This is a genomic window from Pseudomonas sp. JBR1 (assembly GCF_028198185.1).
Lineage (GTDB): Bacteria > Pseudomonadota > Gammaproteobacteria > Pseudomonadales > Pseudomonadaceae > Chryseomonas > Chryseomonas oryzihabitans_E.
In genome coordinates this window covers 251,134-275,923 of sequence record NZ_CP116340.1, presented here as the reverse complement: position 1 = coordinate 275,923, position 24,790 = coordinate 251,134, and the positions used below count along the sequence as shown (strand labels likewise).

General features: G+C 66.5%; 26 protein-coding genes. 11 read left to right on the top strand and 15 right to left on the bottom strand.

The features are described 5' to 3' along the window. Position 1 precedes the first annotated feature (1 nt). The 3 genes from PJ259_RS01335 (at position 2) to PJ259_RS01325 (ending at position 3,474) form a co-directional block, all read left to right on the top strand. Positions 2–628, top strand: a complete 627-nt coding sequence (locus PJ259_RS01335; RefSeq protein ID WP_271654437.1) for a CoA transferase subunit B — start codon at positions 2–4, stop codon at positions 626–628. Positions 629–641: 13 nt separating this feature from the next. Continuing rightward, entirely contained in the window at positions 642–1,823 is a 1,182-nt protein-coding gene (locus PJ259_RS01330) for an acetyl-CoA C-acetyltransferase (protein ID WP_271654436.1), read from the top strand. A 229-nt stretch (positions 1,824–2,052) separates the two neighbouring features. After that, positions 2,053–3,474 carry a short-chain fatty acid transporter gene (locus PJ259_RS01325; RefSeq protein WP_271654435.1) on the top strand — a complete coding sequence of 474 codons (1,422 nt, stop codon included), beginning with the start codon at positions 2,053–2,055 and terminating at the stop codon, positions 3,472–3,474. Between the two features lie 56 nt (positions 3,475–3,530). On the opposite strand, the gene PJ259_RS01320 is transcribed toward PJ259_RS01325, so the two are convergent. From PJ259_RS01320 to PJ259_RS01295, 6 genes are all read right to left on the bottom strand, one after another. Then, positions 3,531–3,755, bottom strand: a complete 225-nt coding sequence (locus tag PJ259_RS01320; protein WP_059314350.1) for a hypothetical protein — start codon at positions 3,753–3,755, stop codon at positions 3,531–3,533. Positions 3,756–3,885: 130 nt separating this feature from the next. After that, positions 3,886–4,638, bottom strand: coding sequence for a TerC family protein (locus PJ259_RS01315; RefSeq protein WP_059314349.1), 753 nt, complete (start codon positions 4,636–4,638; stop codon positions 3,886–3,888). Between the two features lie 111 nt (positions 4,639–4,749). After that, positions 4,750–5,565 carry a quaternary amine ABC transporter ATP-binding protein gene (locus PJ259_RS01310; RefSeq protein ID WP_271654434.1) on the bottom strand — a complete coding sequence of 272 codons (816 nt, stop codon included), beginning with the start codon at positions 5,563–5,565 and terminating at the stop codon, positions 4,750–4,752. Continuing rightward, entirely contained in the window at positions 5,562–6,413 is an 852-nt protein-coding gene (locus PJ259_RS01305; RefSeq protein ID WP_271654433.1) for an ABC transporter permease, read from the bottom strand. Before PJ259_RS01305 ends, PJ259_RS01310 begins: the two co-directional genes overlap by 4 nt. 1 nt (position 6,414) lies before the next feature. Beyond that, on the bottom strand, positions 6,415–7,374 hold the full coding sequence (locus PJ259_RS01300) for an ABC transporter substrate-binding protein (RefSeq protein ID WP_271654432.1): 960 nt from the start codon (positions 7,372–7,374) through the stop codon (positions 6,415–6,417). Positions 7,375–7,461: 87 nt separating this feature from the next. After that, complete coding sequence (locus PJ259_RS01295) at positions 7,462–8,139, bottom strand: class I SAM-dependent methyltransferase (RefSeq protein WP_059314345.1); 678 nt, start codon at positions 8,137–8,139, stop codon at positions 7,462–7,464. A gap of 158 nt (positions 8,140–8,297) precedes the next feature. Between PJ259_RS01295 and PJ259_RS01290 the strand changes: the two genes are divergently transcribed. Beyond that, positions 8,298–9,134 (top strand): MBL fold metallo-hydrolase, encoded by an 837-nt coding sequence (locus PJ259_RS01290; protein ID WP_271654431.1) that lies wholly within the window; start codon positions 8,298–8,300, stop codon positions 9,132–9,134. A gap of 386 nt (positions 9,135–9,520) precedes the next feature. Here PJ259_RS01290 and PJ259_RS01285 read toward each other — a convergent pair whose 3' ends face one another. From PJ259_RS01285 to hpxO, 3 genes are all read right to left on the bottom strand, one after another. Beyond that, positions 9,521–10,303, bottom strand: coding sequence for a phosphate/phosphite/phosphonate ABC transporter substrate-binding protein (locus PJ259_RS01285; RefSeq protein WP_271654430.1), 783 nt, complete (start codon positions 10,301–10,303; stop codon positions 9,521–9,523). A 46-nt stretch (positions 10,304–10,349) separates the two neighbouring features. Then, on the bottom strand, positions 10,350–11,363 hold the full coding sequence (locus tag PJ259_RS01280; RefSeq protein ID WP_059314342.1) for an ABC transporter substrate-binding protein: 1,014 nt from the start codon (positions 11,361–11,363) through the stop codon (positions 10,350–10,352). A gap of 75 nt (positions 11,364–11,438) precedes the next feature. Next, entirely contained in the window at positions 11,439–12,596 is a 1,158-nt protein-coding gene (gene hpxO / locus PJ259_RS01275) for an FAD-dependent urate hydroxylase HpxO (RefSeq protein WP_271654429.1), read from the bottom strand. 292 nt (positions 12,597–12,888) lie between these two features. Between hpxO and PJ259_RS01270 the strand changes: the two genes are divergently transcribed. Beyond that, positions 12,889–13,482 (top strand): Yip1 family protein, encoded by a 594-nt coding sequence (locus tag PJ259_RS01270; RefSeq protein ID WP_007159047.1) that lies wholly within the window; start codon positions 12,889–12,891, stop codon positions 13,480–13,482. A gap of 82 nt (positions 13,483–13,564) precedes the next feature. On the opposite strand, the gene PJ259_RS01265 is transcribed toward PJ259_RS01270, so the two are convergent. Further along, positions 13,565–14,341: a DODA-type extradiol aromatic ring-opening family dioxygenase gene (locus PJ259_RS01265; RefSeq protein ID WP_271654428.1), complete on the bottom strand. Its 777-nt coding sequence runs from the start codon at positions 14,339–14,341 to the stop codon at positions 13,565–13,567. A 21-nt stretch (positions 14,342–14,362) separates the two neighbouring features. Further along, complete coding sequence (locus PJ259_RS01260) at positions 14,363–14,761, bottom strand: DoxX family protein (RefSeq protein ID WP_442964869.1); 399 nt, start codon at positions 14,759–14,761, stop codon at positions 14,363–14,365. A 99-nt stretch (positions 14,762–14,860) separates the two neighbouring features. On the opposite strand from PJ259_RS01260, the gene PJ259_RS01255 reads away from it, so the two are divergent. The 3 genes from PJ259_RS01255 (at position 14,861) to PJ259_RS01245 (ending at position 16,944) form a co-directional block, all read left to right on the top strand. After that, positions 14,861–15,769 (top strand): LysR family transcriptional regulator, encoded by a 909-nt coding sequence (locus tag PJ259_RS01255; protein WP_271654427.1) that lies wholly within the window; start codon positions 14,861–14,863, stop codon positions 15,767–15,769. A 106-nt stretch (positions 15,770–15,875) separates the two neighbouring features. Beyond that, entirely contained in the window at positions 15,876–16,247 is a 372-nt protein-coding gene (locus tag PJ259_RS01250; protein ID WP_059314338.1) for a YkgJ family cysteine cluster protein, read from the top strand. A 424-nt stretch (positions 16,248–16,671) separates the two neighbouring features. Beyond that, on the top strand, positions 16,672–16,944 hold the full coding sequence (locus tag PJ259_RS01245) for an HU family DNA-binding protein (protein ID WP_007159052.1): 273 nt from the start codon (positions 16,672–16,674) through the stop codon (positions 16,942–16,944). A 94-nt stretch (positions 16,945–17,038) separates the two neighbouring features. Here the strand turns inward: PJ259_RS01245 and PJ259_RS01240 are convergent, their stop codons facing one another. The 4 genes from PJ259_RS01240 to lpxO all read right to left on the bottom strand — a co-directional run bounded on the left by PJ259_RS01240 (position 17,039) and on the right by lpxO (position 23,163). After that, positions 17,039–20,113 (bottom strand): error-prone DNA polymerase, encoded by a 3,075-nt coding sequence (locus tag PJ259_RS01240; RefSeq protein ID WP_271654426.1) that lies wholly within the window; start codon positions 20,111–20,113, stop codon positions 17,039–17,041. Beyond that, the gene (locus PJ259_RS01235; protein WP_271654425.1) at positions 20,110–21,519 is read right to left on the bottom strand and encodes a Y-family DNA polymerase; all 1,410 of its coding nucleotides are present in this window, start codon (positions 21,517–21,519) and stop codon (positions 20,110–20,112) included. The genes PJ259_RS01240 and PJ259_RS01235 overlap by 4 nt, the downstream gene beginning before the upstream one ends. 7 nt (positions 21,520–21,526) lie before the next feature. Beyond that, positions 21,527–22,141 carry a translesion DNA synthesis-associated protein ImuA gene (imuA, locus tag PJ259_RS01230; protein WP_271654424.1) on the bottom strand — a complete coding sequence of 205 codons (615 nt, stop codon included), beginning with the start codon at positions 22,139–22,141 and terminating at the stop codon, positions 21,527–21,529. Positions 22,142–22,263: 122 nt separating this feature from the next. After that, positions 22,264–23,163: a lipid A hydroxylase LpxO gene (gene lpxO / locus PJ259_RS01225; protein ID WP_271654423.1), complete on the bottom strand. Its 900-nt coding sequence runs from the start codon at positions 23,161–23,163 to the stop codon at positions 22,264–22,266. A gap of 167 nt (positions 23,164–23,330) precedes the next feature. Between lpxO and PJ259_RS01220 the strand changes: the two genes are divergently transcribed. The 3 genes from PJ259_RS01220 (at position 23,331) to PJ259_RS01210 (ending at position 24,750) form a co-directional block, all read left to right on the top strand. Then, positions 23,331–23,816 carry a DUF4124 domain-containing protein gene (locus tag PJ259_RS01220; protein ID WP_271654422.1) on the top strand — a complete coding sequence of 162 codons (486 nt, stop codon included), beginning with the start codon at positions 23,331–23,333 and terminating at the stop codon, positions 23,814–23,816. 250 nt (positions 23,817–24,066) lie between these two features. Continuing rightward, positions 24,067–24,231 carry a helix-turn-helix domain-containing protein gene (locus tag PJ259_RS01215; protein WP_442964868.1) on the top strand — a complete coding sequence of 55 codons (165 nt, stop codon included), beginning with the start codon at positions 24,067–24,069 and terminating at the stop codon, positions 24,229–24,231. 54 nt (positions 24,232–24,285) lie between these two features. Then, positions 24,286–24,750 (top strand): MarR family winged helix-turn-helix transcriptional regulator, encoded by a 465-nt coding sequence (locus tag PJ259_RS01210; protein WP_271654421.1) that lies wholly within the window; start codon positions 24,286–24,288, stop codon positions 24,748–24,750. The last annotated feature ends 40 nt before the right edge of the window (positions 24,751–24,790 follow it).

The following is a 24,790-nucleotide window of genomic DNA, read 5'->3' as shown; positions in this document are numbered from 1 at the left end:
GATGGCCTGGACCCGCGAACAGATGGCGCAACGCGCCGCTCGGGAGCTGCAGGACGGCTTCTACGTCAACCTCGGCATCGGCTTGCCGACCCTCGTCGCCAACTACATCCCCGCCGGCATGGACGTCTGGCTGCAGTCGGAGAACGGCCTGCTCGGCATCGGCCCCTTCCCCACCGCCGAGACGGTTGATCCGGACCTGATCAACGCCGGCAAGCAGACCGTCACCGCCCTGCCCGGCAGCAGCTATTTCGACAGCGCCACCAGCTTCGGCATGATCCGCGGCGGCCATGTGAACCTGGCCATCCTGGGCGCCATGCAGGTGTCGGAAAAAGGCGATCTGGCCAACTGGATGATCCCCGGCAAGATGGTCAAGGGCATGGGCGGCGCCATGGACCTGGTGGCTGGCGTGCAACGCGTGGTGGTGCTGATGGAACACACCGCCAAGGGTGCCCACAAGATCCTGCCGGCCTGCGACCTGCCGCTGACCGGCGTCGGCGTGGTCGACCTGATCATCACCGACCTGGCCGTACTGGAGGTGACCGAGGGCGGCCTCAGGCTGGTGGAGCTGGCCGACGGCGTGAGCCTCGATGAACTGCGCGCCGCCACCGGCGCCCCCATCCAGGCTTGAGGAGACCCTCATCATGCAAGACGTCGTCATCGTCGCCGCTACCCGCACCGCGGTCGGCAGTTTTCAGGGCTCCCTGGCCAATGTGCCCGCGGTGGAACTGGGCGCCCAGGTGATCCGCGCTCTGCTGGAGCAGGCCGGCGTAGACCCAGCCCAGGTGGACGAGGTGATCCTCGGCCAGGTGCTCACCGCCGGTGCGGGCCAGAATCCGGCGCGCCAGGCCGCAATACGCGCGGGGCTACCCCATGAGGTGCCGGCCCTGACCTTGAACAAGGTTTGCGGCTCCGGCCTCAAGGCGGTGCAACTGGCCGTCCAGGCGATCCGCTGCGGCGACGCCGAGATCGTCGTCGCCGGCGGCATGGAGAACATGAGCCTGGCGCCCTATGTGCTGCCCAAGGTACGCACCGGCTTGCGGCTGGGCCATGCCGAGCTGGTCGACACCATGCTCAGCGATGGCCTGTGGGATGCCTTCAACGACTACCACATGGGCCAGACCGCCGAGAATCTGGTGCAGCAGTACCAGATCAGCCGCGAGGCCCAGGACGCCTTTGCCGCCCGCTCCCAGCAGCGCGCGGCGGCAGCGGTGGAATCCGGGCGTTTCCAGGAGGAGATCACGCCGATTTCCATTCCCCAGCGCAGGGGCGAGCCGCTGCTGTTCGCCACCGACGAGGGTATCCGCGCAGACACCACCGCCGAGGGGCTGGCGCGCCTCCGGCCGGCTTTCACCAAGGACGGCAGCGTCACTGCGGGCAACGCCTCCAGCCTGAACGACGGTGCCGCTGCGGTAATGGTGATGAGTGCGGCCAAGGCCACTGCCCTGGGGCTCACGCCGCTCGCCCATATTGCCGCCTATGCCAGCGCCGGGGTAGACCCGGCGATCATGGGCATCGGCCCGGTGTCGGCGACCCGGAAGACGCTGGAAAAAGCCGGCTGGCAGCTGGCCGACGTCGATCTGATCGAAGCCAACGAAGCCTTCGCCGCCCAGGCGCTGGCGGTGGGCCAGGAGCTGGGCTGGGATGACGAGAAGGTCAACGTCAACGGCGGCGCCATCGCCCTGGGCCACCCCATCGGCGCCTCCGGTTGCCGGGTGCTGGTGACCCTGCTCCACGAACTGCGCCGCCGTGACGGGCGTCGAGGCTTGGCGACCCTGTGCATCGGGGGCGGCCAGGGGGTGGCATTGGCGGTGGAGCGGCGGTAGCAATCGTAGGTTGGGTTGAGCGCAGCGAAGCCCAACAATCCCAAGCCGCGTCCCTCATGTTGGGCTTCGACGATGGAGCCGTCTCAGCCCAACCTACGTCCCAATACGCGAGCCGTAGGGTGGGTAACGGCGCAGCCTTACCCACCTCTTCCAACGCGTGGAAAAGGCTGCGCCGTTTTCCACCCTACGCCTGATGTCCCTGTCCAAAACAACAACAAAAGGATCCACCATGAGCTCAACCCCTTCCCGCGACTCGCGCAGCGCGCGGTTCGCCCTGGCCTGTTCCAACTGGGCCGAACGCTGGTTTCCCGATTCCTGGGTATTCGCCGTGCTCGCCGTGGCCGTGGTGGCCCTGGCCGCCCTTGGCATGGGGGCGCCGGCGGCCAAGACCGCCAAGGCCTTCGGCGATGGCTTCTGGAGCCTGATTCCCTTCACCATGCAGATGGCCTTCGTGGTCATCGGCGGCTATGTGGTCGCCAGCTCCGGGCCGGCGGCGCGGCTGATCGAGCGGCTGGCGCGGGTGCCCCGGACCGGGCGTGGTGCGGTGTGCTGGGTGGCCCTGGTCGCCATGCTCGCCTCCTTGCTCAACTGGGGCCTGAGCCTGGTGTTCGGCGGCCTGCTGGTGCGCGCCCTGGCGCGACGGGAAGAACTCAAGATGGACTATCGTGCCGCCGGCGCTGCCGCCTACCTCGGCTTGGGCGCGGTCTGGGCCCTGGGGCTGTCGTCTTCGGCGGCGCAGCTGCAGGCCAACCCGGCCAGCCTGCCCCCGTCGATCCTGGCCATTACCGGGGTGATCCCCTTCAGCCAGACGCTGTTCCTCTGGCAATCCGGGGCCCTGCTGCTGGTGCTGCTGGTGGTCTCGGCGGTGATCGCCTATGTCACCGCACCGGGTCCGGACAGCGCGCGCGATGCCCGCGCCTGTGGCGTCGACGTCACCCCGGCACCCAAGGCCGCCGACAAACCGACCCGTCCGGGCGAATGGCTCGAATACAGTCCGATCCTGATCGTGCTGCTGGTCTTGCTGGCCGCCGGCTGGCTGGTACAGGAATTCGCCAGCAAGCCGGCCATCGAGGCCATCTCCGGGCTGAACACCTACAACCTGCTGTTCATCAGCGTGGGGGCCCTGCTGCACTGGCGGCCGCGGCATTTCCTCGACGCCGTGGCCCGGGCCGTGCCGGCCACCACCGGGGTGCTGATCCAGTTCCCGCTGTACGGGTCCATCGCCGCCATCCTGACCAAGGTCAACGGCACCGACGGCCAGACCCTGGCGCACCATATCGCCGCGTTCTTCACCCAGATCGCCACCCACGACACCTACGCCCTGTTGATGGGGGTCTATTCGGCGCTGCTGGGGTTCTTCATCCCCTCGGGCGGGGGCAAGTGGATCATCGAGGCGCCCTATGTGATGCAGGTAGCCAACGACCTGCAGTATCACCTGGGCTGGGCGGTACAGATCTACAACGCCGCCGAGGCACTGCCGAATCTGATCAATCCCTTCTACATGCTGCCACTGCTGGGCGTGCTGGGGCTGAAGGCGCGCGACCTGGTCGGCTTTTCCTTCGTGCAGCTGCTGGTCCATGCACCCCTGGTGCTGGTGCTGCTGTGGCTGTTGGGGGGAACGTTGGCATATCTGCCGCCGGTACACCCGTAGCTCGGGTGGGGCGCAGAAGATAAAGCGGGAGGGATAAAGCGGAAGCCGGCTGAATCTCAGCCGGCGATGGCCAGACGGGTACTGTCGATGATGGCCTGCAGGCGGCTTGGGGTGCTGTATTCGTCGCGGTAGATCCGGCGGGTGTGCTTGGCCACGCCATGCTCGTTGACGACGATGAAGGAAAAACCACGCTTGCTGGGGGCGTCGATGACGCAGCTCATCGGCGCGAAGGCGGCGCTGAGGGCATGCATGGCGTTCTGGGCTTGGGCTTGTATGTTCATGACTTCAGTTGTAAACCTCACGTGTGACGCTGCTATGACAAGGGGCTAGAACGATAGTGCCTAGGTTCTCAGGTTATAGTTAGCAATAGACGTGCCGGAATGTAACAAAGCCTTCCAGCACGCCTTTTTCTTATTTGCCAGCTGGCTGCTGGCGACGCTTGGCCCGCCGCGACAGCATGTTCAGACCTTCGATCAGCGCCGAGAAGGCCATGGCCGCATAGATGTAGCCCTTGGGTACATGGGCGCCGAAGCCTTCGGCGATCAGGGTCATGCCGATCATGATCAGGAAACCCAGCGCCAGCATCACGACAGTGGGGTTCCTGTCGATGAACTTGGCCAGGGGGTCGGCCGCCAGCAACATGACGGTCACCGCCACCACCACCGCGATCACCATCACCGGCAGGTGCTCGGTCATGCCCACGGCGGTGATGATGCTGTCCACCGAGAACACCAGGTCTAGCAAGAGGATCTGCACGATGGCGGAGCCGAACGCCAGGGTCGCCGTCTCGCCGCCCTTGGTCAGGGCGCTGTCGGGCTCGGGGTCGACGTTGTGATGGATCTCCTTGGTCGCCTTCCACAACAGGAACAGGCCACCAGCGATGAGGATCAGGTCCTTCCAGGAAAAGCTCTTGCCGAAGACCTCAATGATCGGCTCGGTGAGCTGGACGATCCAGGCCACGGTACCGAGCAAGCCCAGGCGCAGGACCAGCGCCAGGCTGATGCCGATGCGACGGCCCTTCTGCTGTTGGTGGACAGGCAGCTTGTTGGTCAGGATGGAGATGAAGATCAGGTTGTCGATGCCGAGCACCACCTCCATCACGATCAGGGTGGCCAGCGCGGCCCAAACGGTAGGGTCAGCGGCGAGTTGTAGCAGATAGTCCATTGCGGCGCGGTTCCAGTGGGAAGAGAAAGGCCTGACAGGGTCAGGCCGCAGGTCTCACCATCAGAGCGTCAGGCCTGTGAAATGCTCGTGAAGGCCTCTGCCACAATTGTTTCAAACTGTCGCAGCGGTGCGCCGCTGGACGAAGCGGGCCACGTAGTCGTCGGCCGGCTGGCCGAGGATGTCCGCGGGAGTACCCACCTGCACCAGGCGACCGTCGCGCAGGATGGCGATGCGATTGCCCAGGCGCAGTGCCTCGTCCAGGTCGTGGGTGATGAAGACGATGGTCTTGTGCAGCCGCTGTTGCAATTCCAGCAGTTGTTCCTGCATCTCGGCACGGATCAGCGGATCGAGGGCGGAAAAGGCCTCGTCCATCAGGATGATCTCGGTATCCGCGGCCAGGGCGCGGGCCAGGCCGACCCGTTGACGCATGCCACCGGAGAGCTGATGCGGCCACTTGCCCTCGTAGCCGGCCAGGCCAACCACCTCCAGCCAGTGCAATGCCCGTTCCCGGCAGACCGCCTTGGGCTCGCCGCGGACCTTGAGGCCGTAGGCGACGTTATCCAGCACCCGTCGGTGCGGCAAGAGGCCAAAGCTCTGGAACACCATGCTGATGCGCTGACGCCGCAACTCGCGCAGGGCCGGCAGCGGTAGCTGCAGGATGTCCTGGCCATCGATGAGGATGCGCCCGCTGCTTGGGTCGATCAGCCGGTTGAAGTGACGTACCAAGGTCGACTTGCCGGACCCGGACAGCCCCATGATGACGAAGATCTCGCCCTGGGCGATTTCCAGGGACAGGTCGTCCACGCCCACCACGCAACCGGTGCGCGCAAGGATCTCGGCCTTGTCGTGCCCCTCGCGGAGCAAGGCCAGGGCCGCCTGTTCGCGCTTGCCGAAGATCTTGGAGACCCGTTCGACGACGATTTTCATCGCTCCACCTCATGGCGCTGACGACCGTAGGCCTGGGTGATGCGGTCGATCACCACGGCCAGGATTACGATGGCCAGGCCCGCCTGCAGGCCCTTGCCCACGTCCAACGTCTGGATGCCCACCAGCACCTCCTCACCGAGGCCGCGGGCGCCGATCATGGAGGCGATCACCACCATGGACAGCGCCATCATGGTGGTCTGGTTGATGCCGGCCATGATGCTCGGCAGCGCCAGCGGCAACTGCACGCCGAACAGCTGCTGCCAGCGACTGGCGCCAAAGGCGTTGACCGCTTCCATGACCTCGCGATCGACCTGGCGGATACCCAGGTCGGTGAGGCGGATCAAGGGTGGTGCGGCATAGATCACCGTGGCGAAGATCGCCGGCACTTTGCCCAGGCCGAACAGCATCAGCACCGGGATCAGGTACACGAAGCTGGGCATGGTCTGCATGATGTCCAGCAGCGGCATCAGCACCAGGCGCAGGCGGGCGCTGCGGGCGCAGAGGATGCCCAGGGGTATGCCGATGATCACCGCGATGGCGGTGGCCACCAGCACCAGGGCCAGGGTCTGCATCAGCTTGTCCCAGAGCCCCAGGGCGCCGACCAGGAACAGCAGGCCGGTGATCAGCAGGGTCGGCAGTACCCGCCGGGTGGCATGGGCGGCCAGGGCCGAGACGATCAGCAACAGCGCCCACCAGGGGGTGCTGCGCAGCAGGCCTTCGAGCCAGACGATGGCCTGCAGCAGGGTGTCGGAGACGGTGCGGAAGACATCGCCGTAGCGGGTCACCAGCCAGTCGACGCCGCGATTGACGGCGTCGGCGAAGGAAAAGGTCAGGCCTTCGGGAAACATCCTAGAGCGCCGCCTGGATCTTGCTGCGCGCCGCGGCGTCGGTCACCCAGGCCTGCCAGAGTTCGGGATGGGCCTTGAGCAGCGCCTTGGCGGCGGCAGGCGCGTCCTGCTTGGCTTCGGCCTGTTCGGCCAGGGTGCGGTTGAGCAGGTCGATGGGCACATTGACGCGGCTCAGTATGGCCACCAGTTCGGGGGCGCCGTCGTGGAAGGGTTTGGAGAGTCCGGCCTGCACCTGGATGTGCTTCTCCTCGCCGTCGCGTGGCTTGAGCTGCACCATGTCGACCCGGCCCAGCAGCGGCGTCGGCGACCAGTAGTAGGTGAGGATCGGCTGCTTGCGGCGGGTGGCCGAGACGATGGCGGCGTCCAGCGCCGGTCCGGTACCGGGGCGGAAGTTGGTGTACTTGTCGCTCAGGCCGTAGCTCTGCAGCATCTGGGTGTTTTCCAGCTCGCAGGTCCAGCCGGCCGGGCAATTGTAGAAGCGCCCCTTGCCGGGCTCTTCCGGATCGCGGAACAGCTCGGCGTACTGCCCCAGGTCGGCGATGCTCTTCAAGTTGGGCGCCTTGGCACCCTTGCCTTCCACCAGGTAGCGCGGCACGTACCAGCCCTCGGTGGCGCCTTCGATGGGGGCGCCTACGCCAACCACCTTGCCGGCTGCGGCGGCCTTGTTCCAGACCTCGCTGCGGCCGATCCACTCCTCGGCGAATACCTGAATGTCGTTGTTGCCCAGGGCCTGCTCCAGGGTGATGGAGTTGCCGGGAATGCTATCCACCTTGCAGTCATAGCCGTGCTGCAGGACGAAGCCCATCAGTTCGGTGAGCAGCATGCCGCTTTCCCAGTTCACCCCGGCGAACTTCACCGGCTTGCTGGCGCACCAGCTGTCGGCCTGGGCAGTGCCGGCGGCCAGCAGGCCAAGGGAGAGGCCGGCGGCCAGGAGGGAACGGCGGGGAAAGGCTGTGGGCATGAGAGGCTCCGTCTGCACTGGGAGGGCCAGGACGGCAGAGCCGTTCCGCTGGCGATCCTACCTTGGTCAGCGCCGAAGGCTCAGGGTTCAGCCGAAGGCTCTGGCACTGCCTGCGTGGGGCTCACGGGCACTGAACAGCGCCACCCGACCCACTTGGCGCAACTCGACCTGGACGAAATGCCGACGCAACTCACGCTCGAGATCCGCCAGGGTATCGCCCGCGTTGCCGAAGATGCCCTTGCGGTTGTACAGGGTCATCAGCCGTTGGCCGAAGCCGTTGTGGCCCGCGGCGTCGCCCAGGATGGTGGCGCCGAATACCACGCCACCGGGTGCCAGTACTGGTGCGAGCTGGGCGAACGCCCGCCCCTTCTGCGCCAGGCTGCCCGGCAGGCAGTGCAGCAGATAGAACAGGGCGATGGAATCGAAGGGGCCAACCGCAGCGTCCAGCGGCTCCAGCACATCGTGGCGCAGGGTCCGGGCCAGACGCCCTAGACGCGCGCGGGCGGCGGTGAGACTGGCGGGGTTGAGATCCAGCAGGGTGACCTCGGTGTCGGCCGGCAGATCCGCCTTGGCCAGGTAGTAGCCGGTGCCCACGCCCACTTCGAGATGACGTCGACCGACGTGCTGGCGGAAGAACGGCAACAGGACCTCGCCGGTGGGACAGCCCCAGGCGTACCGGTTGGAAATCCCCAGTACCCAGGCGTCGTAGAGGCGCAGGGTAAGAGGCGAATAGACGGCGGCGCCCGCCTGGCTGTCGCTACCCAAGAATCGTGCTCCAGTCGATTGATCGTCGCCACCCTAGGCCTGCCGGCCCTTGCTGGCAAGCATCAGCGCCAGCAGGGTCGCCTGAGCGGACGGCCGTTGCGCTCGAACTTTGTCCGCCCTCGCCTCTTCTACCGGAGAACATTCTCACGGAGCCCACCATGCGTATCCATCACCTCAACTGTGGCTGCATGTGCCCCCTGGGTGGGGCACTGTACGACGGTTTCAGCCGTGGCCTCGCCGCGCACCTCGCCTGCCATTGCCTGCTGGTGGAGACGGACCAGTCCGGTCTGGTGCTGGTGGATACCGGTTTCGGTGAAGCCGACCTCAAGGAGCGCGGTCGGCGGCTGAGTCCCTTCTTCCGGCTGATGAATCGCATCCAGTACGACCCCGAGCTCAGCGCCCTGGCGCAGATTCGCCGCCTGGGTTTTCGTCCGGGCGATGTTCGCCATATCGTGCTGACCCACCTGGACTTCGATCACGCGGGCGGCCTGGATGACTTTCCCCAGGCCCAGGTCCATGTGCTCCAGCGTGAGTGGGACGCCCAGCGCCAGCGCCACGGCTTCATCGGCCGCCGTCGCTACAGCCCGGCGCAGTGGGAAGGGATCCGCCACTGGAATTTCCATGAACCCCAGGGCGAGCAGTGGAACGGCTTCGCCAGCGTGCGTGACCTGCCTGGGCTGCCGCCGGAGATCCTGATGATCCCGCTGCCCGGTCATACCCCGGGCCATGCCGGCATCGCCATCCAGCATGAGGGCGGCTGGCTGCTGCACGCCGGTGACGCCTACTTCTACCGCGACGAGATGGGCCGCCCCGAGCGTCACTGCACGCCGGGTCTGAGGTTCTACCAGCGCCTGATGGAAGACGACCGCGCCAGCCGCCTGGACAACCAGGCCCGCCTGCGCGAACTCTCCCTGCGCCAGGATCTGGGGCTGACACTGTTCTGCAGCCATGACCTGATGGAGTTTCGGCGGCTGCAGGAGGGAGTGCCGGCGTAGGTTGGTTGAGGGCAGCGAAGCCCAAAGGGCGGAGTCCTCATGTTGGGCTTCGACGGTGGAGCTGCCTCAGCCCAACCTACGACGCTCATCGCGGCCATGGGCCGCTCCTACAGAGGCATGCTGTCCCGTAGGAGCGGCCCATGGCCGCGATGGGGCGGAACGCGGCAGCAACGGTGCCAGGCCTGGCCCCTTCATGTTTGGGCTTTGACGATGGAGCCGTCTCAACCCAACCTATGATGCTCATCGCGGCCATGGGCTGCTCCTACAGAGGCATGCTGTCCCGTAGGAGCGGCCCATGGCCGCGATGGGGCGGAACGCGGCAGCAACGGTGCCAGGCCTGGCCCCTTCATGTTTGGGCTTCGATGATGGCGCTATCTCATCCCCACCTACGCAATCACCGGATAGCCCTGCTCCACCGCCTCGCGGCGCCAGTCCAGCAGGGGCAGATAGGTCGCTTCGTCTACTGCGGTGAAGCCCTCGATGGCGAGGCGTTCGGCCAGCTCGGGATCGGCGGCCAGGCTGTCGCTTAGTGCCTCACGCAAAGCCTGAACCTCCGCATCGGAGCGACTGGCCGCGGTGATAAAGGGCAGCGCCGGACTCCGGCGGGTACGCTGCAGCGGGCGCAGACCGGTCACTCGCTCGGGTTCAGCGCGCTGCAGGTAGCCATAGGTCACGGCGTCCACCGCAACCACGTCGGCGTGCCCCTGCTGCAACAGCGCCAGGCTGTTGGCATGGCTCTCGCTGACGATCACTTCGCCAAAGAAGCGCCCGCGCTCGGCCAGGGGGGCCACGGCCTGGCGCAGGAGATTCATGCCGGTGTTGGAATCCAGGCTGTTGAGCGCCACGCGCTTACCGCGCAGGTCCGCGAGGCTGCTCGCTTCGAGGGTTTCGGGTACCAGGATGAAGGCGCAATGCTCGGCGCCTTCGCAGCCATCGAAGCGGTAACGCGGCGCAGCGACCAGGCGCACCTGGCCGCGCAGTCGGGTGACCCAGGGATAGCCGCAGGTCTGGGCCAGCAGCAGCTCGGGATGGCTCCAGAGCGCAGGCAGCTCTTCGGGCGCAGGTTCGAGCGTCGTCCCCAGGCGTAGTGCCACAGTCTCGGCGAGCTGGCGATAGGCATCGCGCACCTCAGCGGGCTCGACGTACATGGTAAGGGCGGCAACGGTCATGGGCGGCTCCAGTACGGAAAACCGCCATTATCCTCTATCACTGCACTTAGAGCGCCGCCTTCACCCGCTCGGCGTTTTCCGCCGGCAGCCAGGATGTCCAGACCTCCGGATGCTCCTTGAGGAAACGCTTGGCCACCACCTGGGCGTCTTCACGCTTCTCCGCCATGCCCGCGAGGATGCCGTTGAACTGGTCGAGGGGGAATTCGACCTTTTCGAACAGCGCCACCAGGGCTGGCGCCTTGTCATGCAGGTCGCGGGAGACGCCGATGGTGATCTTGGCCGGCAGCGAGCGCGATGGCAGCGGATCGGGATTCTTGGGATCCGACAGCGTCGCCCAGGCTTTCTCGCTGAAGGGCGGTTCTTCCAGCTGAACCAGCTTGTAGCGGCCCATCAAGGGGGTCGGCGACCAATAGTAGAAGAGCACCGGCTCACCCCGGCGCATGGCGGTGGCGATGGCCGCATCCAGCGCAGGGCCGGTGCCGGTGCGGAAGTTGGTGTAGCTGTCGGTGAGCTTGTAGGCCTTGAGCTTCTGGCTGTTGACGATCTCGCAGGTCCAGCCGGTCGGGCAGTTGAGGAAGCGGCCCTTGCCCGGCTCTTCCGGATCGCGGAACAGCTCTTTATAGCGGGGCAGATCGGCCACGCTCTTCAGATCCGGCGCCTTGGCCTTGATACCGCGAGCGGGATCGCCCTTGACCAGGTATTCCGGCACCCACCAGCCTTCGGTGGCGCCCTTGACCGTCTCGCCCACGGCAAAGACCTTGCCGGCCTTTTCCGCCGCGCGCCAGGCCGGACTGCGCCCGGCCCACTGCTCGCCGGTGACCTGGATGTCGTTTTGTGCCAGGGCGTTTTCCAGCGTCACGGTATTGCCCGGCACGCTGTCGGTCTGGCAACCGTAGCCCTTCTCCACCAGCAGGCGCAGGACCTCGGTGGTGAACATGCCGCTTTCCCAGTTGGGCCCGGCGAATTTCACCGTTTGCGGATAGGGGCAGCCGCCATCGGCGGCGAAGGCCAGCGGAGCGATGGCGAAGCTGGCGAGGGTCAGGGCGAGACGCAGACGCATGGGCTAACTCTCCGACGAGGACGTGGGCTTTTCGACCCCCGGCACTGCCAATCGTCACCGTGGGCCAGGGCTAATTCACAGCGGGCCGCCGTCGGCGGTCTTGCGCAGGCCGGCGATCACCGTCTCCCCGGTTTCGCGGGCCAATTCAGCGTACCAGGCCTGGGTGGCCAGGGGCTCGTGGCCATGGGTGATCTCGCAGCGCTTGCGCGCTCGCTCGACGATCCCGGCGACCCGCTCCAGGCGCGCCTGCTCATAGGCCTGGAGTGCCACGCGCGGATCGGCGTCTGCCTCCAGGCACCGCGCCAGCACCCAGGCGTCTTCCATGGCCTGGCAACCGCCCTGCCCCAGATCCGGCGCCATGGCATGGGCGGAATCGCCCAGCAAGGCCACCCGTCCCCGTACCAGCGTCGGCAGCGGACGGGTATCGTGGATTTCCACACGAGCCACGCCCTGAGGATCCAGGCGCTTGATGAGGCGCTGCACCGGCGGTGCCCAGCCGGCGAAGTGCGCGGCCAGCTCCGCGCGGTACAGATCGCGCTCGTTGGGCGTGCCCTTGGGCAGGGGCACATCGAAGAAGAAATAGAATTCGCCGCCGCCCATGGGCATCAGCGAGACGCGCTGGTGATCCCCGACGAATTGCGCCCATTCGTGCTCGTCCGCCAGCTCCGGCGCGATGGCGACCCGGCCATTCCAATTCACGTAGCCACAGTATTCCCGGGTGATCGCCTGCCCCACCACCCGATCCCGCAAGCGCGAGTGGGTGCCATCGGCGGCGATCAGCAGATCGGCTCGCTCGCGACGACCGTCGCTGAGCTGCACGGTCACGCCGTCCGCGTCCTGTGCGAAATCCTCGCAAGCGACGCCCAGGGTCACCCGTTCGGTCCCCACGGCGTCCAGTAACAGTCGCTGCAGGTGGGCGCGGGCGATGGGACGCGCCGGGCGGTCGACCGCCTTATAGAGAGGCAGCAGGCTGAAGCGGGTGAGCAACCGCCCTTCGCGATCGTGATAGCTCATGGTCTGCATATCGCCGCTCACCGCCGCGATAGCCGGTCCGAGGCCGAGGCGTTCGAGCACCTTGACGCCGTTTGGCCAGATGGAGAGAGCCGCGCCGATGGGGGCCAGGTCCTGCGCCCGCTCGAACAGGCGGACCCGATGCCCGGCCTGACCGAGCGCCAGGGCGGCAGTGAGGCCGCCCATGCCGGCACCGGCGATGATGATGTCGAGAGATGGCATGGCGGGCCTCGTATGGCGGTAACAGATGCCTTGAGCAAGCAATATCCTGTCCAGGTGGTCAGGTATCGAGCGTAGGGCACCAACGGGTGATACCGCATGAAAAAGTGCACCGGACTGGTGCCCCATGACCATTGGTCGCTTCGTTTCCAGGCAGACTGCCCTTCGTCGGCTCGCATGACGCATTGCAGAGCTCTTCTATACTCCAAAGGTAGTCGCCAGTTGCGTGAGACACAGCGTTCGCCATCCCATAGAGGCCCGCTTGCGGCGACCACAGCGGGTGAGGAGCAGAATCATGATCAATCATGTCTGGGGCCTGCTGGCCCATCCCGATCGCGAGTGGCAACAGATTCGTCGCGAAGGGGAAACGGTCGGGCACTTCTTTGCCCATCACGTCGCCTTCCTGGCCGCCATTCCCGTCGTCGCCTCGCTGGTGGGTACCACCACCTTCGGCTGGCGCTTCGGCGGCGGCGAGGCCCATGTACTGGATCTACCTACCGCCGTGGTGTTGGCGGTCATCAGTTATGCACTGATCATGGCTGCAGTGGTGGCGATGGGGCACGTGATCCATTGGCTGGCGCGGCGCTATCCGGATCGGCCCAGTGCCAATCGCTGCATTCTCTTCGCCGGCTACGTGGCCACGCCCATGTTGCTGAGCGGGCTGGTGGGCTTCTATCCACTGGTGTGGTTGTGCGCAATCGCCGGGATCGTCGGCCTGGCCTATTCGGCCTACCTGCTCTACACCGGCATCCCCTCCTTCCTCAACATCGACCAGCGGGAAGGCTTCATCATGTCCGGCTCCACCCTGGCCATCGGGGTGCTGGTGCTGGAAGTGCTGATGGCTACCACGGTGCTGATGTGGGGCTACGGTCCGGAGCTGTTCGGCTGAGGAGCGATGCCTGCAGCGAGCAGTTTCGTCCGAAAGACAAGGGCCCGGGTCAGCGATTGACCCGGGCCTTCTTTTTGATCGGCTAGTGGCGGGAAAAGCCGTAGAGATCCATGGCCAGGATGCGATGGGCGATGCCGTCGTGATGGACCTGGAAGCTGCCTTGCGGATCCGCTGCACCGAGAGCGACGAAGAGCGGCAACAGGTGCTCGTCGGTAGGATGCGCCTGGCGGGCACCCGGTGCCTGGCGCCGGTAATCGAGCAAGGCCTCCAGGTCCCGCTCGCGCAGACGGCCCTGGATCCACTGCTGGAAGTCCCGCACATAGCCAGGTGACTCGTCACCGCCACGGCGGAAATCACCCAGGTTGTGGGTCAGGCTGCCGGAGCCGATCAGCAGGGTATCGGCGGTTAGCACCTGGGCCAGCGCCTGACCCAAGGCGAAATGGTACTCCGGTCCGCGCGCGGCGCTCATCGACAGGGGTACCACGGGGATCCGAGCATCGGGATAGAGATAGCGCAAAGGCACCCAGGCGCCATGGTCCAGTCCCTGCTCACCGGTTTCGGCCTCCCAGCCCTGGTCACGTAGCCCCTGAGCCAGCTGGTCGGCCAGGGCCGGAGCGCCAGGCGCAGGATAATCCAGCCGGTAGAGGGCCTCGGGAAAGCCATGGAAGTCATGGACGGTGGCCGGCCGCTTGGCGTTGCCGAATACCGGTATCCGGGTATCGAAGTGCGCCGACACCATGACGATGGCCGCCGGGGTCGGCAGGGCCTGCCCCAGGGCGCGCCAGGCCTCGCCCGCCGCGCCGGCATCGAGCGCCTCCATGGGCGAGCCGTGGGAAACGAACAAGGTGGGAAGCGACATGGTGGCGACCTCGTAGGGTGATCAGGCGTGCTTGCGGGCATCCCAGGAGAGCCGACCTGCGCCCAGCAGGGCCAGGGCAGCGGCGGTCACGGCAAGGAAGATCGGATATTCCCAGCCGCCGTTGGGATTGGAGAAGGACCAGCCGTTGCCGAAATGGACCGTCGCGGCAACGAACAGTTGGACGGCGGCCACTGCCGCGACCGGACGCACCCAGGCGCCCAGGATCAAGAGCACGCCCGCGCCCAGTTCGAAGAAGGTGACCGGATACGCCATCCAGCCAGGAAAGCCCACCGAGGCGAAGAAGCCCGCCGTGCCCGGCAGGGTAAACACCAGCAACTTGGTCAGGCTATGGGCAAGGAACATGGCGCCCAGGGCGAGGCGCAGCAACAGGGCGGCATGGGACGAGGTGCGGTCGGTCATGATGATTCTCGGACAGGAAGATGAGCCTATTGTCCTGTTTCCAAGCAGCGAATAAAGGCGCACCCTGGGAATGAACTGTGCACGTATTGGAAACAATCTTTGGATACGTTGAGATCCTTGCAGGCCTTCATCAAGATCGTCGAACTGGGCAGCCTGACAGCCGCGGCCGAGCGTCTGGAGCTGTCTCGCTCGGCGCTCACCAAGCACCTGGCCGCCCTGGAACGGCACTACGGCACCCGCCTGTTGCAACGTACCACCCGTACCCTGAGCCTGACCGAGGCCGGTCGTACACTCTATGAAGGGCTCGTGCCGCTGCTGGGCGATCTGGACGTGCTGGAGCAGCGCCTGCAGGAGGGCCACGAGCGCCCTCGCGGACGGCTCAGAGTCAGTGCCCCCCTCACCTTCGGTGTGCGTCACCTGGCGCCCCTGGTGAGCAGCTTCCTGCATGAGTATCCGGACGTCTCCATCGACCTGGAACTGAGTGATCGGCAGGTGCGCTTGGTCGAGGAGGGTTTCGATCTGGCCGTGCGCATCGGCGAGCTGAGTGACTCCAGCCTGGTGGCACAGCCGCTGGGGGCGGTGGAACTGTTCATCTGCGCCGCGCCCACCTATCTGCAGCGCCATGGGCGCCCTGAGCATCCCGCCGAATTGCGCCAGCATCGCTGCCTGCTCTACAGCTACGCCAGCGATGGCGACGACTGGGAATTCCAGCGGGAGGGAGAGCGTTTGCAGGTCAAGGTCAGCGGGCATCTGCGTGCCAACAATGGCAGTGTCCTGCACCAGGCGGCGCTGGACGGCCACGGCATCATTCGCCAGCCGGATTTCCTGGTGAGTGCCGATTTGGCGACGGGTCGGCTGGAGCGCTTGTTCACCCCCTGGCATACCCAGGCCATCGCCATCCACGCCCTCTATCCTCATCGGCGACTGGTACCGGCCAAGGTACGGCTGTTCATCGCCTGGCTGCAGCGACATCTGGTCACACCCGGACACCTGAAAAGACTGCCGTAGGTCGCCGCCGAACGGTCATTGCGGGGGGCTTCGCAGCTTGCTGGGGCTTGCCTAGAATCCACGTCTGTCCCGCCGGCGCTGCCGGTTTCTGCGATGGCGTTCGTCCATGTCGACCGAGAATCCCTGCCTCAACTGTGGCGCCTGCTGCGCCCATTTCCGCGTGTCTTTCTATTGGGGCGAATGCCAGTCGGCAGGCGGCCTGGTCCCCGACTACCTGACCGTCGCGGTCAGCCCCCATCTGGCGGCCATGCAGGGCACCGAGCAGAAGCCGGTACGCTGCGTGGCGCTGCTGGGCGAGGTGGGCTGCGGTACCCGCTGTACCGTCTACGAGAACCGCTCTAGCACCTGCCGCGAGTTCACCGCCGCCTGGGAGAACGGCGAAGCCAATCCCCACTGCGATGCTGCCCGCGCCGCCTATGGTCTACCACCTCTTACGCCACCGCTGCAGCCCCAGCTTTCTCCTGACCGGGTAGCCTAGGCGCTGTACCAAAACCAGCAGCGCTGGGTGATGCTTCGCTGCAAAACCGCTGGGCGCCAGCGCTGTCAGGGTGGCCCCGTCGCCGTGCTCATTCACCATGCGTGAAGCTTGCTTACGCAGCGTTTTCGCCTCGCCTCACCCACGCTCGCGACTTTTCGTTCGGCGCCTGGAGGAAACCAAACGGCCATCGGCGCTGCCCAAAAAGGCGACGGCTGGGCTGTGAAGCGTGGAAAATGCAGTGCGGATCAGGTTTTCACGCCCCTGCCAGATCGAATACCCTATCGTTCTTTCGCCCGCTATGCGTATCCTGTAGCGCCGAACAACAAGGCTGCTTCAACCGGCCACGTAGAGGCTCACAAAGGCTCTACGCAAGGCAAAGCTGCCGCTATACTGCCTGGCCAATACTCACACATGGAGTTTTTACATGAATAAAGCTGAGCTGATCGACGCCATTGCCGCGTCTGCCGACCTGCCCAAGGCCACCGCTGCCAAAGCCCTGGACGCCTTCACCACTGCGGTGACCGACGCCCTGAAGCAAGGCGACAGCGTCAGCCTGGTCGGTTTCGGAACTTTCGCAGTAAAAGAGCGCGCTGCTCGCGAAGGCCGCAACCCGCAGACCGGTGCCACCATCAAGATCGCCGCTGCCAAGCTGCCCGGCTTCAAGCCCGGCAAAGGCCTGAAAGACGCCGTCAGCTAAGACTGCGTTGGTCGATTCTTGTCTTCCGGGCGCTCAAGAGCGCTTCGGAAGACAGTCCTCCGCTTCACCCCTCCCGCTCTACCCTCTCCTCGCCCTAGTGAAAGTCCCGACTCGACACCATGAGTTCGTCGAGCAGTGGACTCAGGTCGGTCAAGCGACCGGCGATCAGGTGCTGTACCCCCGCCTCGCGCTCCAGATGCCCCTCGACCTGTAGCAGCCGAGCCTGCAACAGCGGTCGTCGCTGCTGCTCGCCCACCGCGCGCCAGACCACCACATTGAGCATGCCGTGCTCGTCTTCCAGGGTCACGAAGATCACCCCACTGGCCGTGCCGGGTCGCTGCCGTCCGCGCACCAGGCCTGCTACCCGCACCAGGGTGCCTGGCTCAATCTCGGCCAGTTGGCGAAAATCCCGGCAACGCCGCGCCTGGAGTTCGCCCCTGAGCAGGGACAGCGGATGCGGACCCAGGGTGGTACCCAGCATGCGATAGTCGGCGTGGACCTCTTCGGCGACACTGGGCGCAGGCAAGACCGGGCGCTCCTCGGCGGCGCTGCCGGCCGCCTCGAACAGCGGCAGCTGGCGCTCCACCCCGGCCATGGCCCAGCGCGCCTGATGGCGATCGCCGGCGAGCTCCGCCAGGGCGCCAGCCTCGGCCAGTTGCCCGCGCGCTCGGGCATCCAGCTCCGCGCGCCGGCAGAGGTCCTCGACATCGCGAAAAGGCTGCGTGCCTCGCGCGGCAACCAGACGCCGGCCGACCGCTTCCGCCAGCCCCTGCACCAGTCGCAAGCCCAGGCGGATCGCCGGCTGATGGCCCGCGCCCGCCTCCAGCCGGCAGTCCCAGTCGCTGGCCTGCACGGTCACGGCACGCACCTCGATGCCGTGGCGCCGGGCGTCCTGAAGGACCTGGTCGGGGCTGTAGAACCCCATGGGCCAGCTGTTGACCAGGGCACAGGCGAAGGCGGCCGGCTCATGGCACTTGAGCCAGGAGCTGGCATAGGTCAGCAGGGCGAAGCTGGCCGCATGGGATTCGGGAAAGCCATAGCTGCCAAAGCCCTTGATCTGTTCGAAGAGACGCGCGGCGAATGCCGGGCTATAGCCGCGCTCGACCATGCGCCTGTGCAGCCGCTCGCGGTGGGGTTCGAGGCCACCATGGCGCTTCCAGGCGGCCATGGAACGCCGCAGCTGATCGGCCTCGCCTGGGGTGTATTCGGCGGCGACCATGGCGATCTGCATCACCTGCTCCTGGAACAGCGGCACCCCCAGGGTACGTTCCAGAGCCGGGCGTAGCTCGTCATGGGGATAGTCCGCCTCTTCCTCCCCATTCCGGCGGCGCAGGTAGGGATGCACCATGTCGCCCTGGATGGGGCCGGGCCGGACAATGGCCACCTCGATCACCAGGTCGTAGAGGGTCTGGGGCCTGAGGCGCGGCAGCATGGCCATCTGGGCGCGGGATTCGATCTGGAACACTCCCACCGTATCGGCACGGGAGATCATGGCATAGGTAGGCCCATCCTCCTGGGGCAGGCTGGCCAGGGTCCAGCGCTGGTCGCGCCAGTCGGCGACCAGGTCAAAGCAGCGGCGCAGGGCGCTGAGCATGCCCAGGGCGAGGATGTCGACCTTGAGCAGGCCCACGGCATCGAGGTCGTCCTTGTCCCACTGGATCAGGGTACGCTCGGGCATGGCGGCATTCTCGACCGGCACCAGCGTCGCCAGGGGAGCCTCGGAGATGACGAAGCCGCCGGGATGCTGGGAGAGATGCCGGGGAAACCCGATCAGCTGCCCGGCGAGGATGAGCACCCGCTGCAGCAGCGGGCTGTCCGGGTCGAAACCTGCCTCGCGCAGGCGCTGCGGGCCCGGGATCTCGTCGGTCCAGCGCCCGGCGCAGCCGGACAGGGCATCGAGCTGGTCACCCGGCAGGCCCAGAGCCTTGCCGACATCGCGCAGGGCGCCGGCGGCGTGATAGGTACTGACCACCGCGGTGAGCGCGGCTCGTTCGCGGCCATAGCGGCGAAAGACGTACTGGATGACCTCTTCGCGTCGCTCGTGCTCGAAGTCTACGTCGATGTCGGGCGGCTCGTCGCGTTCGCGGGAGATGAAGCGCTCGAACAGCAGATGGCCGGTGAGCGGATTCAGCTCGGTGATCCCCAGCACGTAGCAGACCACCGAGTTGGCCGCCGAACCACGGCCCTGGCAGAGGATGTGCTGGCGGCGGGCGTAGTCGACGATGTCGTGCACGGTAAGAAAGTAGTTCTCGTAGCCCTTCTCGGCGATTAGCGCCAGCTCCAGCGCTACCTGCTGGGTGACCCTGTCTGGCGGCCCTTCCGGCCAGCGCCAGGCCAGGCCGCGACGGGTCAGTTCGGCGAGCCAGGAATGGGCCGTTTCGCCAGCAGGTACCACCTCATGGGGGTAGTGGTAGCGCAACTCACCCAAGTCGAAGCGGCAGCGGGTGGCGATCTTCAGGGTTTCGCCGCGCAGGGCTTCAGGATAGAGCCCTTCCAACACCGCCAGCGGCCGCAGATGGCGCTCGCCATTGGGGTGCAACCGGTAACCGGCCTGGGCCACCGGCAGATGATGGCGGATGGCGGTGAGCACATCCTGCAGAGCGCGTCGCCCCCGGGTGTGCATGTGCACGTCACCGCAGGCCACCCCAGGCAGATCCAGCTGCGTACCCAGCGCCTGCAGCTGGGCGAGCCGGGCGGCATCGTCGGCCTGGCGCAGCAACTCGACGCCTATCCACAGCCGCTTGGCGAAGACCTGCTTGAGCCAGGCGCCCTCCTCGACCAGGGGCTCGCTGCCCGGCAACCAGATGGCCAGCAGGCCGGGCAAGGATTGCTGCAGATCCGCGCGACCTAGCTGGTAGCGCCCCTTGGGGGCACGGCGGCGCGCCCGGGTGATCAGGGCGCAGAGACTTGCATAGCCCTGGAGATCCTCCACCAGCAGCACCAGGCGCAGGCCGTCGTCCAGGGTCATCTCGCTGCCGACGACGAGGGGCAGCCCGACCTGGCGCGCCGCCTGCCAGGCCCGGACGATGCCGCTCAGGGTGCATTCGTCGGTAATGGCCAGCGCCTCGTAGCCCAGCGCCTTGGCCCGCTCGAACAATTCGAGGGCACTGGAGGCACCGCGCTGGAAACTGAAATTCGACAGGCAGTGCAACTCGGCATAGCCGCTCATGCGAACCAGCCCTGGATCCACCAGGGCGCCTCTTCGCCATAGCGGCGGAAGGCCCAGGCCTGGCGTCCGTCGGCCACCTCAATGCGGTAGTAGTCACGGCGCTGGTCGCCGCCGTCCCACCAGCCGCTTTCGATGCGTTCGGGACCGGCCAGGACCCGTCTTGGCTGACCGTCGAGGGGGCGCGGTTCGTGCAGCAGCCAGCCCGGTCGCAGGCCGGGCAAGGCGGTTTCCGGGCGCCGTTCGTGACGCCAGACCAGGGCCCGCTCGGGGCGGTGATCCGCCTGAATGCCAAGGCCGAGCACCGCCTCCTCGCCCAGCCGCGCGCGCAGGCGCTCGCGCAGTACCTCCCACCCCACGGCCTGATCCGGTCGCTCGTCGAACAGCCCGTGGCGCTCGGGTACGAAAAGCGGCAATTCCTCGCTTTCCAGACGCAGCGCCAGGACCGGCGCCACCACCTGCAGTTGTTCGAGACGGCCACGGGCGAATTCGAACAGCAGGGCGGCATCCCGCTCGGGCGCCAGCAGGCCGATGGTGAGGGTGCTGGCCGGGCCCTGGCGATGCTCCAGCCACAGGAGGAAACGCTGCACGCCGCGGTCGCGACTGGCCAGCCAGGCGGCCAGGTCGGCGGTGAGGCGGCGCAGCGGGAACAGCAGCGCCTGGTGGGACTCCACCTCGAAGTTGAGTTCCACCCGCGCCACGAAGCGATCGGGCGGCCGATAGAACTCCAGCGCCAGGCTGCGACTGCCGCACAGCAGATCCAGCTGCTGCAGGAGCTCGGGCGCGAAACGCCGGGCCAGGGCAGCCCTGGGCAGGGCCTTGAGCTGCTCCAGGCGGCGGATGCCCATGCGTACCAGTGCCTGGGCCTGCTGGGGGGCGAAACCGGCCCGCTCCACGGGCAGGCGGTCGAGCAGGTGCGGCAGATCTTCGGGGGACGCGACCAGACCATCGGCGACATTGGTCAGCATCCGCGCCGCCACCGGGTTGGGCGCCAGGGCCAGTCGATGACGAAAGCCCAGGGCCTCGAGTTCCTGCCGCAGGCGCCGCTCAAGACGCGGCCAGGGTCCCAGCAGCGGCAGGCTGGACTGCACCTCCAGCAACAGCGCCCGGGGATAGTGGCGGCTGACCTGGGAGCTGAAGCCATAACCCCAGGCCGCCAGCAACGCTTCGGCCGTCTCGATGAGCGCCGGATCGTGCTCCTGCTGCTCGAAGTCGCGGGTCAGTGCCTGGGCAGCGGCCAGGGTCAGGCCGGGACGCAGCCCCAGGGCCCGCGCAGCCGGATTGACGGCTTGCAGCAGGCGTCGGTGTGGCGGTCCGGCCAGCAGCACCAGCGGCTGCTCCGGCTGCGGATGGCGGCGCAGCACGGCATCCAGTGCCAGCTGCGGAAAGAGGATGCAGGCCCAGCGCATGGCCTGCTCAAGCGCCGCCGGCCAGGCTGAGAGAACCGGGCTGACCACCCCGGCATTTGCGGATGTGGACCCGTTCGAGAGGCGCCTTGAGTTCCAGGCGCAAGGCCGCTGGCGAGGGATTGTCCAGGGCGGCGGCCGGGCGCAGGGCAAAGGCCAGGGTACGACCGCTCTCGGCGGCGACCTGCAACCGGCGCAACTGGCGATCATCGGCCCGCTCGGGCCAGCAGAGCACCGCGCCGAAGCATCCCGAACGCAGGCACTGCTCGGCGGCCCAGAGCACCTCGGCGCCCTGGGCGCGGATCACCACCAGGGATTCCAGCACCACGCCGGCCGCCTGCCAGGCCAGGGGATAGGGCAACAGCGGCGGGCCGATCAGGGCGATGCGTTCGGCGGCCTGGCTCAGACGAGCCAGGGTCGGCCAGAGCAGGCGCAACTCACCGTGGCCAGGCCCGGCGAGCAGCAATTCGGTAAGGGCCGCTTCGGGCCACCCTGCCCCGGGCAGATAGGCATCGAGGGCCGCGACGCCGGTGGGCTGCCGGCTACGCCGGGCCTCGGGACTGGTCTGCCCCTTCCAGAGCCGCCGCTCCTCGAATAGCCGGGCCAGGCTGGCGCCGCCGCTCATGCCGCCAGACCTGCAGGGGTGTTGTCCATGGCTATCGCCTCTATCTGTATATTTATACAGTATTAGAGGCGATTCGCGTCGGGGTCAAGTCGAACCGCTGTCTTGGCTGACGAAGGCGACCGTCAGATCCAGATGACCACGCCGATCAGCACCGCCAGCAGCAGCCACTGTTCGAGGTAGTAGCGGAAGCGGTTGCGCTTTTTCAGCGCCTTGCCACGCTGGCGGATACGATAGAGATGCCGGAAGGCGCGGTTGAGGCCGCCGGTTCTGTCGCTGGCGTCATTGGGCGAGGCCGCGGAGGCCAGCAGGGTGCCGCTGACCCAGCGGTTGAAGGCGCCGGCCCAGCCATAGCGCAGGGGCCGCTCGATGTCGCAGAACAGGATGATGCGATCCTGCTCGGTGGTGTTCTCGGCGTAGTGGATGAAGGTTTCGTCGAACACCACCGCCTGGCCATCGCGCCAGTGATAGCGCTGGCCGTCCACCTCGATGAAGCAGCGCGGATCGTTGGGCGTGTTCAAGCCCAGGTGATAGCGCAGGGAGCCACCGTAGGGATCCCGATGGCGCACCAGCCGCGAGCCGGGCGGCAGCTCGGCGAACATGGCGGCCTTGACCGTGCCGATGCCCCGCAGCAGTTCGGTGGTCTGCGGGCACAGCTGCATGGCGGAAGGATGGCTGTCGCCGTACCACTTCAGATAGAAGCGCTTCCAGCCGCTCTTGAAGAAGGAGTTGAAGCCGGCATCGTTGTGCTCGGCGGCTTTCTTGATCTGGCCGGCGCGCAGCAGGTCCAGGGCCTCGTCGCGGATAAGCTGCCAGTTGTCCTGCAGCACCTGGAGTTCGGGAAAGCGCTCCACCGGGTGATAGGGCTGGTTGGGTACCCGCGACGTCAGGAACATGAAGGTGTTCAGCGGTGCCAGCACCGTCGAATGATCACTGAGCTGACGGAGGAAGCGATGGCGCACCCGACCGCGGAAGTGCACATACAAAACGCAGAGGAAAAAACCGCCGATAACGAACCACTTCACGCGTCGCTGTCCTGGAAAGAATGTTTCAGGATGTTATACGTTCACAGCAGACCAGGCCTAGCCTTTAAGGTCTGACGATTAGCCGCAGGCTTATTCTCGATACTGGGAGCCGTCGCGGTCATCTTGTATCCTGCAGGTGACACTTCGAGTGCCCGGAGGGCCTCATCATGCGTTCGCTGCTCTATGGCCTGCTGTTCGCCAGTGGCGTCGTGGCCGCTCAGGATGTCTACAAATGCGTGGACGCCCAGGGGCGGACGACCTATACCCAGGGCGCTTGCCCGACCAATAGTCAGATCACCACCATTCCGCTGCAGAATCTGCCCGACAGCAACGGCTTCACCCCTCCGCCCAAACCCGCCACGCCTCCGCCGGCCGTCGCGCCGCGCGAAGTCACCGTTGTACCGGCACCGGCCAGCAGCCGTCAGCGCCCGGTCGATGACATCACCGTGGTTGGTGGCTCGTCCTCCTCTTCCACCTTTCGGCAGCAGACCGAGGTACGTGGATCAGGCATCCTCTATCAGCCGGTACCGGTCTACATCGACCGCCGTCCGCGTGACGAGAGCTGGCATATGGTGCCCCACCCTCAGGCCCAGCAGCCCCAGCCGCCGGCGCCTACGCCGCCGCCGAACCGGGGCATCCCGATCGATCGCTAGCGCTAGAGCTTGTGCAGGAAGTTGACGACGAACTTGCGCCCTTCGGTGCGGTTCTGGCCTGTTCGAATTGATTGTTGTCGGCGACTACATTTTTCCCGGCGATGTACGCGAACTGCAGAACCCATGGAGCACGGGTGAGCGTTAGCGCCCCTAACGAATTTAACGACCTCCCTCTACTTCACGGTGAGCCGCTACCGACCGATCTCGTGGAAGCGTTGCCAGAGCGTCACTTTGGCTGGAGCGCCTCGGCGTGGATGACGAACGCTCGTTGTATCTGGGTCAGCTCGAAGCCGAGCTGCTGGACGAAGCCCTGGTGCGCAGCCGCGGCAATGTGGCCGCCGCCGCGCGACTGCTTGGCCTGAGCCGCGCCCAGTTCGCCTATCGCCATCGACGCGCGAGACGGGATCTGGACTAGAATGACCCCTCGATACCCTCCTCTCGCCATCTCCGACGGAAGCCCTTCCCGCCGATGAGTTCCCTCGACGACACCACGCCCCTGGACCCTGCCGCCACTCCCTGGCTGGACACCGCCGTAGGCTATGCCCTGCGCCGCGCCCAGATGAGGATGTTCCAGCACCTGGTGGACAGCCTGGCGAGCTACGACCTGCGCCCTGCCCAGTTCACCGCCCTGGTGATCCTCGAACAGGAGCCAGGCCTGATGCAGGCCGACCTGGCTCGGCGCCTGGCCATCGAGCCGCCGCAACTGGTCCTGCTGCTGAACAAGCTGGAACGCCAGGGCCTGGCCGCCCGGGTACGCGATACTCAGGACCGCCGCGCCTACGCCCTGCACCTCACCGACCAGGGTCGCGCCCTGGTCGGTGAACTCAAGGACCGCGCCGCCGCCAGCGACCGCGCCGCCACCGCCCAGTTGGACGATACCGAACGGGCCGAGCTGTTGCGCCTGCTGCGCAAGCTCAATGGGGAGTTGGGCTGAAGGGCTGACGGTTGATAGCGGTGTTCCGTGTTGGGCTTCG

Excerpts from the sequence above, each read along its gene's own strand:
- PJ259_RS01235 (WP_271654425.1), bottom strand. The coding sequence starts at position 21,519 with ATGCGCTGGGCCTGCATCCTCTTTCCGCAGCTGGCACTGGATGCCGTG.
- PJ259_RS01310 (WP_271654434.1), bottom strand. The coding sequence starts at position 5,565 with ATGAAAATCGTCGTCGAACGGGTCTCCAAGATCTTCGGCAAGCGCGAA.
- PJ259_RS01250 (WP_059314338.1), top strand. The coding sequence starts at position 15,876 with ATGTCGACCGAGAATCCCTGCCTCAACTGTGGCGCCTGCTGCGCCCAT.
- PJ259_RS01265 (WP_271654428.1), bottom strand. The coding sequence starts at position 14,341 with ATGTCGCTTCCCACCTTGTTCGTTTCCCACGGCTCGCCCATGGAGGCG.
- PJ259_RS01330 (WP_271654436.1), top strand. The coding sequence starts at position 642 with ATGCAAGACGTCGTCATCGTCGCCGCTACCCGCACCGCGGTCGGCAGT.
- PJ259_RS01300 (WP_271654432.1), bottom strand. The coding sequence starts at position 7,374 with ATGCCCACAGCCTTTCCCCGCCGTTCCCTCCTGGCCGCCGGCCTCTCC.
- hpxO (WP_271654429.1), bottom strand. The coding sequence starts at position 12,596 with ATGCCATCTCTCGACATCATCATCGCCGGTGCCGGCATGGGCGGCCTC.
- PJ259_RS01210 (WP_271654421.1), top strand. The coding sequence starts at position 24,286 with ATGAGTTCCCTCGACGACACCACGCCCCTGGACCCTGCCGCCACTCCC.
- PJ259_RS01280 (WP_059314342.1), bottom strand. The coding sequence starts at position 11,363 with ATGCGTCTGCGTCTCGCCCTGACCCTCGCCAGCTTCGCCATCGCTCCG.
- PJ259_RS01220 (WP_271654422.1), top strand. The coding sequence starts at position 23,331 with ATGCGTTCGCTGCTCTATGGCCTGCTGTTCGCCAGTGGCGTCGTGGCC.
- PJ259_RS01320 (WP_059314350.1), bottom strand. The coding sequence starts at position 3,755 with ATGAACATACAAGCCCAAGCCCAGAACGCCATGCATGCCCTCAGCGCC.
- PJ259_RS01245 (WP_007159052.1), top strand. The coding sequence starts at position 16,672 with ATGAATAAAGCTGAGCTGATCGACGCCATTGCCGCGTCTGCCGACCTG.
- PJ259_RS01305 (WP_271654433.1), bottom strand. The coding sequence starts at position 6,413 with ATGTTTCCCGAAGGCCTGACCTTTTCCTTCGCCGACGCCGTCAATCGC.
- PJ259_RS01285 (WP_271654430.1), bottom strand. The coding sequence starts at position 10,303 with ATGACCGTTGCCGCCCTTACCATGTACGTCGAGCCCGCTGAGGTGCGC.
- PJ259_RS01325 (WP_271654435.1), top strand. The coding sequence starts at position 2,053 with ATGAGCTCAACCCCTTCCCGCGACTCGCGCAGCGCGCGGTTCGCCCTG.
- PJ259_RS01335 (WP_271654437.1), top strand. The coding sequence starts at position 2 with ATGGCCTGGACCCGCGAACAGATGGCGCAACGCGCCGCTCGGGAGCTG.
- PJ259_RS01260 (WP_442964869.1), bottom strand. The coding sequence starts at position 14,761 with ATGACCGACCGCACCTCGTCCCATGCCGCCCTGTTGCTGCGCCTCGCC.
- PJ259_RS01270 (WP_007159047.1), top strand. The coding sequence starts at position 12,889 with ATGATCAATCATGTCTGGGGCCTGCTGGCCCATCCCGATCGCGAGTGG.
- imuA (WP_271654424.1), bottom strand. The coding sequence starts at position 22,141 with ATGAGCGGCGGCGCCAGCCTGGCCCGGCTATTCGAGGAGCGGCGGCTC.
- PJ259_RS01315 (WP_059314349.1), bottom strand. The coding sequence starts at position 4,638 with ATGGACTATCTGCTACAACTCGCCGCTGACCCTACCGTTTGGGCCGCG.
- PJ259_RS01240 (WP_271654426.1), bottom strand. The coding sequence starts at position 20,113 with ATGAGCGGCTATGCCGAGTTGCACTGCCTGTCGAATTTCAGTTTCCAG.
- PJ259_RS01290 (WP_271654431.1), top strand. The coding sequence starts at position 8,298 with ATGCGTATCCATCACCTCAACTGTGGCTGCATGTGCCCCCTGGGTGGG.